Annotated in this window: 11 protein-coding genes and 1 pseudogene; 4 read left to right on the top strand and 8 right to left on the bottom strand. The window is 54.6% G+C overall.

The window, feature by feature from the left end; all coding sequences use genetic code 11:
* Positions 1-203 precede the first annotated feature (203 nt).
* Both gloB and purL read right to left on the bottom strand, forming a co-directional pair.
* Complete coding sequence (gene gloB / locus ACRPFF_RS08000; RefSeq protein WP_432674331.1) at positions 204-956, bottom strand: hydroxyacylglutathione hydrolase; 753 nt, start codon at positions 954-956, stop codon at positions 204-206.
* Positions 957-1,050: 94 nt separating this feature from the next.
* Positions 1,051-5,007: a phosphoribosylformylglycinamidine synthase gene (gene purL, locus ACRPFF_RS07995; protein ID WP_432674330.1), complete on the bottom strand. Its 3,957-nt coding sequence runs from the start codon at positions 5,005-5,007 to the stop codon at positions 1,051-1,053.
* 223 nt (positions 5,008-5,230) lie between these two features.
* Here purL and ACRPFF_RS07990 point away from each other — a divergent pair, with 223 nt between their 5' ends.
* The 3 genes from ACRPFF_RS07990 (at position 5,231) to ACRPFF_RS07980 (ending at position 6,596) form a co-directional block, all read left to right on the top strand.
* The gene (locus tag ACRPFF_RS07990) at positions 5,231-5,566 is read left to right on the top strand and encodes a hypothetical protein (protein ID WP_003754652.1); all 336 of its coding nucleotides are present in this window, start codon (positions 5,231-5,233) and stop codon (positions 5,564-5,566) included.
* 123 nt (positions 5,567-5,689) lie between these two features.
* Positions 5,690-6,028, top strand: a complete 339-nt coding sequence (locus ACRPFF_RS07985) for a P-II family nitrogen regulator (protein WP_025456947.1) — start codon at positions 5,690-5,692, stop codon at positions 6,026-6,028.
* Positions 6,029-6,122: 94 nt separating this feature from the next.
* Entirely contained in the window at positions 6,123-6,596 is a 474-nt protein-coding gene (locus ACRPFF_RS07980; protein WP_003713577.1) for a DUF2004 domain-containing protein, read from the top strand.
* Between the two features lie 32 nt (positions 6,597-6,628).
* Here the strand turns inward: ACRPFF_RS07980 and ACRPFF_RS07975 are convergent, their stop codons facing one another.
* From ACRPFF_RS07975 to ACRPFF_RS07950, 6 genes are all read right to left on the bottom strand, one after another.
* Complete coding sequence (locus ACRPFF_RS07975) at positions 6,629-7,387, bottom strand: iron ABC transporter ATP-binding protein (protein ID WP_411712706.1); 759 nt, start codon at positions 7,385-7,387, stop codon at positions 6,629-6,631.
* Positions 7,388-7,571: 184 nt separating this feature from the next.
* A complete protein-coding gene (locus ACRPFF_RS07970) occupies positions 7,572-8,198 on the bottom strand; it encodes an FmdE family protein (protein WP_411712705.1) in 627 nt (208 codons plus the stop codon).
* Between the two features lie 44 nt (positions 8,199-8,242).
* Positions 8,243-9,217 (bottom strand): iron chelate uptake ABC transporter family permease subunit, encoded by a 975-nt coding sequence (locus ACRPFF_RS07965; RefSeq protein ID WP_061370433.1) that lies wholly within the window; start codon positions 9,215-9,217, stop codon positions 8,243-8,245.
* Entirely contained in the window at positions 9,207-10,175 is a 969-nt protein-coding gene (locus tag ACRPFF_RS07960) for an ABC transporter permease (RefSeq protein ID WP_432674329.1), read from the bottom strand. Before ACRPFF_RS07960 ends, ACRPFF_RS07965 begins: the two co-directional genes overlap by 11 nt.
* Entirely contained in the window at positions 10,172-10,321 is a 150-nt protein-coding gene (locus tag ACRPFF_RS07955) for a hypothetical protein (protein WP_162818930.1), read from the bottom strand. Before ACRPFF_RS07955 ends, ACRPFF_RS07960 begins: the two co-directional genes overlap by 4 nt.
* Before the next feature lie 17 nt (positions 10,322-10,338).
* On the bottom strand, positions 10,339-11,304 hold the full coding sequence (locus tag ACRPFF_RS07950) for a siderophore ABC transporter substrate-binding protein (RefSeq protein ID WP_432674328.1): 966 nt from the start codon (positions 11,302-11,304) through the stop codon (positions 10,339-10,341).
* 83 nt (positions 11,305-11,387) lie between these two features.
* On the opposite strand from ACRPFF_RS07950, the pseudogene ACRPFF_RS07945 reads away from it, so the two are divergent.
* Positions 11,388-11,450 (top strand): annotated as a pseudogene (locus ACRPFF_RS07945) (transposase); the annotation flags it as partial.
* Between the last annotated feature and the right edge of the window lie 93 nt (positions 11,451-11,543).

Here is an 11,543-nt window from a genome sequence, read left to right as displayed (position 1 = left end):
ATTCCGGCGGGATGGTTATTGTCGTTTGGAATCGGAAGGGGCGTTCAGTAAAAATGAACTGGGAAGGTCCATAATAAAAGCCTGACGGTACAGGCGCAGGGTTGGAAACGGCACTATTCTACTCCCTTTTGAAACGGTTTACTATTTTTAACGCAAATGCCGTCTGAAACGTGGGTTTCAGACGGCATTTTTCGGAGGGCAGGTCAGCGGTAGGTGTTTTTCAGTTCGCGCAGGGCGGCGAAGACCGCCAAACCGCTGTTCAGCGTTTTGCCGACCAGGGCTTCGGCACGTTGGCGGACAGTGGGGATTTCTGTCCGTAAGAACGGGTTGACGCGGCGTTCGTGCGCAAGGGTAACGGGCAGGGTAGGCGTGTGTTCTGCCGCCTTCAATGCCGTCTGAATGTCGGCGTTGTCCGGCTCGATATGGGCGGCAAAATCCAGGTTGGCGGCGGTGTATTCGTGCGCCGGGTAGAACAGGGTGCCTTCGGGTAATTGGTTGAACCGTTGGAAGCTGTCGTAAAGTTGTTCGACCGTACCGGTGAACACGCGTCCGCAGCCGGCGGAAAACAGAGTGTCGCCGCAAAAGACGTGTATGCCGTCTGAAGTTTCCATAAGGTAGCTGATGTGGCGGTCGGTATGGCCCGGGGTTGCCCAAACGGTGATTAACCCTTCGCCGAAGGTAAATTGGGTGCCTGCAGTTACGGTGTGGGTTGCTGCTTCGATGTCGGTTTCACCGTAAACGGGCGATTCCATGTAGCCGCGCCACAGTGCGGCAGCACCGCCTTCGTGGTCGGGATGGGGGTGCGTTACCCATGTTTGGGCAAGCATGAGTCGGTTGCGTACGAGGAATTCCAATACGGGTGTGGGGTCGGAGGGGTCGACGCAGACGGCATGGTTGCCTTCCTGTATCATCCAGATGTAGTTGTCGGTCAAGGCTTTGACGGGGGTGATTTTCATGAGTGTTCCTCGGTGGACGGATGCCGTTTAAAGGATGGTATGCCGGAATGCCGTCTGAAATATTCTTCAGACGGCATTGGTTTGAGTAGGGCGGTTAGCCCAAAGCTTTTCTTGCACCGGCAAAGAGGCGGTACCAGCCGGACAGTTCCGTCCAGTCTTCCGGTTTCCAGCTCATTTGCGCGGCACGGTACACGCGTTCCGGATGCGGCATCATGATGGTAACGCGGCCGTCGGCGTTGGTCACGCCGGCGATACCTTGCGGCGAGCCGTTAGGGTTGAGCGGATAGGTTTGGGTAACCTGGTTTTGACCGTCCACATATTGCAACGCAATGCCCAAATTGGTAGAAATATTGCCGCCGTGAAGCGCGAAATCGGCGCGGCCTTCGCCGTGGCTGACGACGACGGGCAGGCTGGAGGCTTGCATTTCGTTCAGAATCAGGGAGGCTGATTTGGGGACGTGAACCATGCTCAGGCGTGCTTCAAACTGTTCGCTCAAGTTGCGTTTGAACTTCGGCCAGCCTGCCGTGCCGGGGATGATTTCGGCGAGGTTGCTGACCATTTGGCAGCCGTTGCACACGCCCAATGTCAGCGTGTTTGGGTCGGCGAAGAAGGCGGCGAATTGGTCGCGTAGAGCAGGGTGGAACAGAATCGATTTCGCCCAGCCTTCGCCCGCACCGAGTACGTCGCCGTAGCTGAAGCCGCCGCACGCCGCCAGCATTTTGAAGTCGGCAAGGCGGACGCGGCCTGCCATCAGGTCGGACATATGCACGTCGTAAGCATCGAATCCGGCGCGGGTGAACGCGGCGGCCATTTCGATTTGCCCGTTCACGCCCTGTTCGCGCAGGATGGCGATTTTGGGTTTCGCGCCGCTGTTGACGAACGGCGCGGCGATGTCTTCGTTCACGTCAAATTTCACGTCGGCGAACAATGCGCTGCGTCCGTTGTCGCCAATCAGGGCGAACTCGCTGTCGGCGCAGGCGGGGTTGTCGCGCAGGCGTTGGATGGCGTGGCTGGTTTCCTGCCAAGCGCGTTGCAGGTCGGCACGGTTTTGTTCCAAGAAATAGCCGTAACCAAAGAAAGAAACAGACTCATTGTCAAAATCAGGAGAGCCAATCCGGCTGACCGCACCGGTTAAGCCGGCCGCTTCAAATGCCGCATCAACATAATCCCTATCTTGTTGGCGGATTTGGATAACCGCACCTAATTCTTCATTAAATAAGATTTTAATGGCGGCATGATTATAAAGTTCGTCAGATAAGTCTTCGGCCGGGTCGCCTTGGAAATCCGGATAATGAATCGGCAGGAATTTATCCATCAGGCAATCTATATCGGCACTGATACCGCAACGTGCCGCAAACGCCATTTCCGCCAGCGTCGCAAACAAGCCGCCGTCGCTGCGGTCGTGATACGCCAAGAGTTTGTCTTCGGCGACAAGCTGCTGAATCACGTTGTAAAACGCTTTCAGACGGCCTGTATCGTCCAAATCAGGCGCGTCGCCGGTCATATTGTTGTACACCTGACCGAACGCGGAGCCGCCCATACGCGCTTTGCCGAAGCCCAAATCGATAAATAACAATACGCTGTCTTCGACGTTTTTCAACTCAGGCGTAACAGTCTTGCGTACGTCTTCCACTGGCGCGAACGCGGAGATAATCAGGCTCAACGGCGATACGACGGATTTTTTCTCTTCGCCATCCTGCCACACGGTTTTCATCGACAGGCTGTCTTTACCCACCGGAATGCTCAAGTCCAATGCCTGACAGGCTTTGGAAACGGCTTCGACGGTGCGGTAGAGTTTTTCGTCTTCGCCCTCGTTGCCGCACGCCGCCATCCAGTTGGCGGAAAGTTTGATATTGCCGATGTCGCTGATGTTGACCGCCGCGATGTTGGTGATGGCTTCGCCGACGCACATTCTGCCCGAGGCAGGCGCGTCAAACAGGGCGACGGTCGGTTTTTCGCCCATAGACATTGCTTCGCCGCGATAGGTGTTGAAGCCCATCATGGTAACGGCGCAGTCGGCTACGGGGGTTTGGTATTTGCCGACCATTTGGTCGCGGTGGGTCATGCCGCCGACACTGCGGTCACCGATGGTAATCAGGAAGTTTTTGGCGGCTACGGTAGGCAGGCGCAAAACGCGGTAGGCGGCTTCGGTGATGTCGATATCGCCCGCGTTAAACGGTTTTTTGGACGGCGCAACCGTTTTGTCGGTACGCGTGGTTTTGGGCGGTTTGCCGAGCAAGACGTTCAGCGGCAAATCGACGGGATTGTTGGAGAACAAGTCGTCGCGCACTTTCAAATGGCCGTCGCCGGTCGCCGTGCCGACCACGGCAAACGGGCAGCGTTCGCGTTCGCAGATGGCGCGGAAGGTGTCCAAATCTTTTTCCAAAATCGACAAGACATAACGCTCTTGCGATTCGTTGCACCAAATTTGCAAAGGCGTTAAACCGTGTTCTTCCAGCGGCACTTCGCGCAGCTTGAATACCGCGCCGCGTCCGGCATCGTTGACCAGTTCGGGGAAGGCGTTGGACAGGCCGCCCGCGCCGACGTCGTGGATGGAGATAATCGGGTTTTGGTCGCCGAGCTGCCAGCAGCGGTCGATAACTTCCTGCGCGCGGCGTTCGATTTCGGGGTTGCCGCGTTGCACGGAGTTGAAGTCCAAAGACGCGTCGTTCGTGCCGGTATTCATCGAAGAAGCCGCGCCGCCGCCCAAGCCGATAAGCATACCCGGGCCGCCCAGTTGAATCAGCAACGCGCCTTCGGGGATTCCGTCTTTATGCGTCTGCTGCGCCTGAATGCTGCCCAAGCCGCCCGCAATCATAATCGGTTTGTGGTAGCCGCGAACCTGACCGTCAAATTTTTCTTCAAAAGTGCGGAAGTAGCCCAAGAGGTTCGGGCGGCCGAATTCGTTGTTGAACGCCGCACCGCCAATCGGGCCTTCAATCATGATGTCCAACGGCGAGGAAATGTGTTCCGGCTTGCCGTAGTCTTGTTCCCACGGCTGTTTGAGGTCGGGGATGTTGAGGTTGGACACGGTAAAGCCGGTCAAGCCTGCTTTCGGGCGCGAACCTTTGCCCGTCGCGCCTTCGTCGCGGATTTCGCCGCCCGCGCCCGTTGCCGCGCCCGCAAACGGCGCAATGGCAGTCGGATGGTTGTGTGTTTCCACTTTCATGATGATATGCGTGTCTTCTTCGTGGAAACGGTAGCCTTGGTTTTCCGCCGCATTCGGATAGAAACGCTCGATTTTCGCGCCTTCGATCACGGACGAATTGTCTTTATAGGCGACGACCGTGCCTTTGGGATGCGCGTTGTGCGTGTCGCGTATCATGCCGAAAAGGGATTTCGGTTGTTTTTCGCCGTTGAGGATGAAATCGGCGTTGAAGATTTTGTGGCGGCAGTGCTCGCTGTTTGCCTGCGCGAACATCATCAATTCAACATCGGACGGATTGCGCTGCAAAGCCTGATAGTTTTCAAGCAGATAATCGATTTCGTCGGCGGAGAGTGCCAAACCCATTTCGGTATTGGCTTTGACCAAAGCCTCTTTACCGCCGCCCAAAACATCGACGGTGGAGAAAGTTTCGGATTCGAGATGGTGGAATAATTTGGATGCCGTCTGAAAATCGGGCAATACGGATTCGGTCATGCGGTCGTGCAGCAAAGCCGCCCATTGCTGTTTCTCATCGTCGTTCAGACGACCTTCCAGCCACACCGCCATACCGCGCTCGATGCGTTCGATGCCTGCCAAACCGCAATTTTCCGCGATATTGGTTGCTTTGGAAGCCCACGGCGAAATCGTACCCAAACGGGGCGTTACCAAAAATAAATGCAAGCCCTCGCGCGCTTCGGGCGTTTCTTTAACGCTTTGCGCCGCCAACAAGGCTTGCAGTTTTTCGACAGTCGCGGCATCAAGTGCTTTCTCGCTGCCGACAAAATACCAAAATTCGCTGCTTAATTTGACTTCGGGCAGACCGAGTGCGGCTGCTTTTTGCAAGAGTTTTTCAACACGGAAATCGGAAAGGGCGGTAACGCCGCGCAAGGGCAAAACGACAGACATGATTCAGCTCACAAATGCGGTTGGGAAAATGTCATTATACGCGAAAAGGACGGTTTCGTTAGCGCGTGTAAGCGAAAAAATGTTTACAATTTTACAAATACAATCAATGTAAAAACCTTTGTCATGTCAGTCGCGTTCTGAGAAATGTAATTTATATTCTGAAATATAGTAAAATCACGTCCGCTTTTGAAATTGTTTGGACAAGCTAAGAAGGAGTTATGCAATGTTTATTGTTTGGAGTGGGAAGGGGCTTTTGGTTGTTTTGTCTCTGATTATCGGAGTTATCTGTGGTTTTGCCTTGGGAGATTGGTTGAAAGATGCAATTTCCTCAAATTTCGTTTTTATGTTAAGCCTTTGTATTGCTGCACTTTGCAACTACTTCTTTAGTAAGTGGTTTATTTCCGATAAAGTAAAAACCTATACTGACAATGAAACAGGAGAAATAATCGGCGTGAGAGACAACTCAAGCCTGTTTTTTCTGCGCAACCGGTATTGGACATGGATTTTCGTCTTTTTGGCTGCTGTTTTTTTTGTAATGTTCATAATCGAACAATTTTAGCAACGAGGCATTGATATGTATGTTTTGCATGTCAAACACATTGTTTTATCGGACAGTAATCCCCGCAGGATGTCGACTCAAGAATTTCCGTAGATGCAAATATGGAATCCTAAAGGAACAATTATGAAAAAAATCGAAGCCATCATCAAACCGTTCAAACTCGACGACGTGCGCGAGGCGTTGACGGAAATCGGCATTACGGGCATGACCGTCAGCGAGGTCAAAGGGTTCGGCAGGCAGAAGGGGCATACGGAGATTTACCGGGGCGCGGAATACGCCGTCGATTTCCTGCCCAAGGTCAAAATCGAGCTGGTGTTGGCGGATGACGCTGTGGAACGCGCGATTGACGTAATTGTCGAAGTGGCGCGTTCGGGCAAAATCGGCGACGGCAAGATTTTTGTGCTGCCGGTTGAGGAGGCAATCCGTATCCGCACGGGTGAACGTTCGGACGCGGCGGTTTGAGCGTTTGGAATGGAAATGCCGTCTGAAACGCGGAATACCCCTTTTCAGACGGCAGGAAAACACCACCCTGCCAATAATTCAAGGAAAACCAATTATGCCTGTTTCACATCCTTATTTTGAAACCTTATCGGCAGGAAGCCCGGAAAACGGACCGGACGTTTGCTGGGAACGCGAGCTGCCTGTCAACGGCGATACCGTCGAAGTCTGTTTATGGACTGGCGGCGACGATGAACTGACTGCCGAAAAATTAGACGCATTCGCCGCGTTTTTAGCGCGTTTGGAAGAAGCGGACAAAATGGCCCGAGCCGCCATTGCCGAATATTTAACCGAAGACGGCGAATATTTGAATTTCCACATCACTGAAATAGAAGATGCGGACTACCCCGACAACCCCGAAGAATTTGCCCGCGCCATGCGTTTGGAGAGCATCTCTTTATGGACGGAGGAACTGCCAGACTGCGACTCGATTGTGATGGACTACATGATAGACCGAGAAAAAAGCGACGAAATACTGGCCGTCAAACTGTTCGCCGACGGCGGCATATGCGGCATCGACTGGGAAAGTTAGCTCCTTTTCAGACGGCATTTTCTTTTTGAGCTTCAGATGTGGTGGACGATGAGTTTTTTGCCTTCGTAGTCGAGTACGTCCACATCCATGTCGAACAGTTCTTTGATATTGTGTACGGTGAACACTTCTTCGGGCGTGCCGGTCAGGGCGACTTTGCCGTTTTTCATGGCGACGACGTGGTCGGCGTAGGCGGCGGCCTGGTTGATGTCGTGCAATACGACGACGGTGGTGCGTTTGTGTTCATCGGTCAGCCGGCGCAGGATTTGCATGAGGCAGCGGGCATGATACATATCGAGGTTGTTCAGCGGTTCGTCCAGCAAAACGTAGTCGGTGCGCTGGCAGAATACCATGGCAATCATGGCGCGTTGGCGTTGGCCGCCGGAAAGCTCGGTCAGGTAGCGGTCGGCGAAGTCTTGCAGGTGGAACTCGGCAAGTGCTTCTTCGACGATGGTTTTGTCGTTTTCAGACGGCCTGCCTTGGTGGTAGGGATAGCGGCCGAACATCAGCAGGTCGCGCACGGTAATGCGGCTCATGATGCTGTTTTCTTGGGTGAGGATGGAGAGCGTGCGGGCGAGTTCGGCGGTGGGGGTGGTTTTGATGTCTTTGCCTGCGTAGCTGATGTTGCCGTGTGCCAGAGGCTGAAGCCGTGCCATAAAGGAGAGGAGGGTGGATTTGCCTGCGCCGTTCGGGCCGATTAGCGCGGTAATGCCGCCTTCGGGAATGTCGAGGCTGATGTTGTCTAGAATGGGGCGAGTGCCGATGTGGAAGCTGACGTTGCGGATGGTAATCATAGGCGGATTCGAATATGGGGAATTGGGTTTTCAGACGGCCTTTATAGTGGATTAAATTTAAACCAGTACGGCGTTGCCTCGCCTTGCCGTACTATTTGTACTGTCTGCGGCTTCGTCGCCTTGTCCTGATTTAAATTTAATCCACTATAAATGATGAGGCCGTCTGAATTTTATTCCTGTATGGTTAGATTTCGCTGACGGTAACAAATTCGGGGTTGTCGGCTTGGTCGATCAGGAAGGCACGGACGCGTTCTTGCCAGAGTTCGCCGAATTGTTTAAGTTCGTCGGGGCTTGCGCTGCCGCCGACGGCTTTGGGCATGAGTTCGCGCATTTCGGGTGCGAAGGGTTGCAGGGCGGCGTTGAGGCTGACGGCGACGGTTTTGCCGTTGTCTTTGCGGCGCAGGGTCAGTGTGCCGTTGATTTCGCCTGCACCAAAGGATAAGAGGTTGCGGCGGGCGAAGCGTCCCTGCATTCCGATGCCGCCAAAGCCGGTTTCGGGGGCTGCGCCGGTGAGGAGTTGGACGACGGACGCGGTTACGCCGACCGTGCTCTCGTCGCGCGCGCCCTGCATGGCGGCTTCGATGCCGCCGCGTTCGGGCAGCTCTTCGCCGTAAAGGGCTTTCAGACCTTTGATAACCATCAGGTACGCGCCCGCGACGGTCGGGCAGGAATGTCCGCACAGGCGCACGGCGTCGGCGTAGCGGTAAGTGAGGATGCCGTCTTGCGCCGCGCCGAGGAATGCGGCAAGCGGATCCCTGACGGTGATGGTCGGGGCTTGGTTGAAGAATGATGGGAAACGTTCTTGCGTCATATGGTTTGTCCTTTCGAGTCGGGCTGCCGTTCAGACGGCATCCGTCATTTTTTGTGTTTTAAAACGAGATAGAGGAAAACGAGTCCGCCCGCAAATTCGACCACCACGCTTAATACCGCCTTCATGCCCAAGAAGTGTTCGAACACGGTCTGTCCACCGACCAAGAGGATGCCGCCGACACAAACCGTCATCGGCAGGCGGACGGAATGGCGCACGGACGGGGAAAAGTGGTTGGCAAGCGAGGCGGCGAGAAGCCCGAAAAAGCTTACGGGGCCGACCACGGCGGTCGCCGTCGCCACCAATGCGGCAATCCAAAGCAGTATCCATAAGGTGTTGCGCGTGTAGCTGATGCCCAAATTGACGGCTTGGTCGCGCCCCAAAAGGTGTACGTCCAAGCGGTAGCGTTCGCGCCAAACGACCGCCGCGCTGACGAGCAGAATCAGCGCGCCTATGCCCAAAAGTTCGCTGTGGACGGTATTGAATCCGGCAAACATATTCGCCTGCGCTGCCGTAAATTCTTCGGGGTCTATCATGCGCGAAAGCAGCGATGACAGGCTGCGGAACAAAATCCCGAAAATCACGCCGATTAAAATCATACGCGGCAAATCGCGCCCGCCCTGACGGATGAGCGTGTAAAACAGCAGCAGCGAGCCGCCCATCATAACAACCAGTTCAAAGCCGAATTTGCCCGTCAACGGCAGGGAAGCATAGCCCACGCCGCCGAACGTAAACACCAGCAAGGTCTGCAAAAACACATACAGCGAATCGAAACCCAAAATCGAAGGGGTCAGAATCGGATTGTTGGTCAGCGTTTGGAAAAGCTGGGTGGACACGCCGACCGCATAGGCGACCATCAGCAGCGCGGCAAGTTTGGTCAGACGCAGGTGCAGTACAAAATCCCAATCGCCTTTGACGTTGAGCGTCATAAACAGGACGCAGGAAACCAGCAACAGCGCAAAGGCAACCCACAACGGACGGCTGCTTCCTGCCATAAAACCGATATTTTTTTCAGACGGCATAGGCGGGTTTCCTTAACAAAAGCCATAAAAACAACGCCGTACCCAATACGCCGAAGACGGTCGATACCGGAATTTCAAACGGAAACACAATCACGCGTCCGATAATGTCGCACAATAAAACCATAGACGCGCCCAGCAAGGCCACCGCAGGCAGGCTTTGGCGCAGCCTGTCGCCTATCAGCCGGCTGATGATGTTCGGCACGACCAGCCCGATAAACGGAATATTGCCGACCGTAACGATAACCAGCGACGTAATCAAAGCCACAATAATCAAACCCGACCACAACACCGCCGTCCGGTTCAAACCCAAATTCACGCTGACCGTCTCGCCCAGCCCCAAAATCGTCAGCTGGTCGGCAATCAGATAGGCAAACACTGCCAAACCGCCCGTAATCCAAAGCAGCTCGTACCGCCCCAGCAGCACGCTCGAAAAATCGCCCTGCTGCCACACGCCGAGCATTTGCAGCATCTCAAACTCATACGCGACAAACGTCGCCACCGCCTCAACCACACCGCCGAAAATAATCCCCACCAGCGGCACCATCAGTTGCGCCGTCGGCGGCAGGCGGCGGATAAGCATCATAAACACCAGCATTCCGATTAACGCAGCAACGGCGGCAACCGACATTTTGACCGGCAGCGGCGCGGCAGGCAGCAGCAGGGACATCAGAAGCAAACCCAAAGCCGCACTCTGACCCGCGCCCGCCATAGAAGGCTCGACAAAACGGTTACGCATCAGAATCTGCATAATCATCCCCGCCACCGCCATCGACGCACCCGTCAGCACAATCGCAAACGTGCGCGGCAGGCGGCTGACCAGCATCAGTTCGGTGCTGTCCGACAGCGAAAACACATCAGACCAGCGGAAATCGGCAACGCCCACCGATAGGCTGACGGCAAACAACACTGCCAGCAGCAGGAGGTTGGTCAGGTTGAGGGAAAAAGGTTTGGCAGTCATAAACAGAAGGGAAAAGCGTTAAGGCGTAGAAGATTCAAACAAGGCAGTCCGAACTGTCGGAGCGGAAAGCCTTGTTTGAAGCCTCCGTATCGGGCAATGCCGTCTGAAACACAGGAAGCGGTTTGCATCCGTGTTTCAGACGGCATCGAATGCCGCCGTTTCATTATTTTGCCGCGTTAAAAGCGTCGGCAACCTGTTTGCTTGCATTCAGCAGCTCTTGCGCGCCGCCGGCTGCCAAATAAGTTTCGGGAACGAGGTAAACCACCTGTCCTTTTTTCCAGGCGGTTGTTTCGGCAACCAGCGGATTATTCAACACGTCTTTCGCCGCCTGACCCTCTTCGCCGATGGCCGCGCTGCGGTCAAGGACGAACAGCCAGTCGGGATTTTTCTCTTTCAGGTATTCAAAGCTGATAGGCTGACCGTGGCTGCCTTCTTTGATGGCTTCGTCAACAGCGGGTAAACCGATGTCTTTGTGCAGCCAGCCGCCCAGTCGTGAAGACGGGCCGAAGGCGGACATCTTGCCGCCGTTGACCAAAATCACCAAACCTTTGCCTTTGCCTTGCGCGGCAGTTTTCGCGGCTTCAAAAGACGCGTCGATTTCCGCCTTCAGCTTGTCGGCTTCCGCCTGTTTGCCGAAGATTTGCGCCAGCGCGTCGATACGCTCTTTGGCACTTTCTTTGAGATTGGCGGTATCGGCGGTCATCTCGATGGTCGGCGCGATTTCGTTCAATTTGTCAAACGCCTTGGCGGCGCGGCTACCGATGATGATGAGCTGCGGCTTGTAGGCGTTGAGTGCTTCGTAATCCGGCTCGAACAAAGTGCCGGCAGGTTTGGTCGTTTTGAAATATTCCTCTAAATACGGCAGGCGGTTTTTATCGACGGACAAACCGGTTTTCACGCCCAGTTTGCTCAAGGTGTCGAGCATACCCAAATCGTAAACGGCGATGCGTTCGGGGTTTTGCGGTATTTGAACATCGCCGCGTGCGGTTTTGACGGTAACGGACGCGCCTTCGGTTTGTGCGGCGGAAACCGCCTGTTCTTTGGCTTGTGGGGCAGAGTCGGAATTTTGCGGCGAACACGCGCCCAAGGCGAGGACGGTGCAGAGGGTCAATGCGGTCAAACGCAACATAGGGTGTCTCCAAAATGGGGATATTGGGGCAAAGCCGCCGGTCGGACAAACCGGAACGGCTTTAGAAAGGATAAATGATAATCTATAGTGGATTAAATTTAAATCAGGACAAGGCGACGAAGCCGCAGACAGTACAAATAGTACGGAACCGATTCACTTGGTGCTTCAGCACCTTAGAGAATCGTTCTCTTTGAGCTAAGGCGAGGCAACGCCGTACTGGTTTTTGTTAATCCGCTATA

The sequence above is a fragment of the Neisseria sp. SLRRB23 genome (assembly GCF_050896295.1).
Classification (GTDB): Bacteria; Pseudomonadota; Gammaproteobacteria; order Burkholderiales; family Neisseriaceae; genus Neisseria.
The sequence above is the reverse complement of the archived record's forward strand: the minus strand, read 5'-3'. Positions and strand labels throughout refer to the sequence as shown.

Coding starts and splice junctions, on each gene's coding strand:
- gloB (WP_432674331.1), bottom strand. CDS start 956: ATGAAAATCACCCCCGTCAAAGCCTTGACCGACAACTACATCTGGATG.
- purL (WP_432674330.1), bottom strand. CDS start 5,007: ATGTCTGTCGTTTTGCCCTTGCGCGGCGTTACCGCCCTTTCCGATTTC.
- ACRPFF_RS07990 (WP_003754652.1), top strand. CDS start 5,231: ATGTTTATTGTTTGGAGTGGGAAGGGGCTTTTGGTTGTTTTGTCTCTG.
- ACRPFF_RS07985 (WP_025456947.1), top strand. CDS start 5,690: ATGAAAAAAATCGAAGCCATCATCAAACCGTTCAAACTCGACGACGTG.
- ACRPFF_RS07980 (WP_003713577.1), top strand. CDS start 6,123: ATGCCTGTTTCACATCCTTATTTTGAAACCTTATCGGCAGGAAGCCCG.
- ACRPFF_RS07975 (WP_411712706.1), bottom strand. CDS start 7,387: ATGATTACCATCCGCAACGTCAGCTTCCACATCGGCACTCGCCCCATT.
- ACRPFF_RS07970 (WP_411712705.1), bottom strand. CDS start 8,198: ATGACGCAAGAACGTTTCCCATCATTCTTCAACCAAGCCCCGACCATC.
- ACRPFF_RS07965 (WP_061370433.1), bottom strand. CDS start 9,217: ATGCCGTCTGAAAAAAATATCGGTTTTATGGCAGGAAGCAGCCGTCCG.
- ACRPFF_RS07960 (WP_432674329.1), bottom strand. CDS start 10,175: ATGACTGCCAAACCTTTTTCCCTCAACCTGACCAACCTCCTGCTGCTG.
- ACRPFF_RS07955 (WP_162818930.1), bottom strand. CDS start 10,321: ATGCCGTCTGAAACACGGATGCAAACCGCTTCCTGTGTTTCAGACGGC.
- ACRPFF_RS07950 (WP_432674328.1), bottom strand. CDS start 11,304: ATGTTGCGTTTGACCGCATTGACCCTCTGCACCGTCCTCGCCTTGGGC.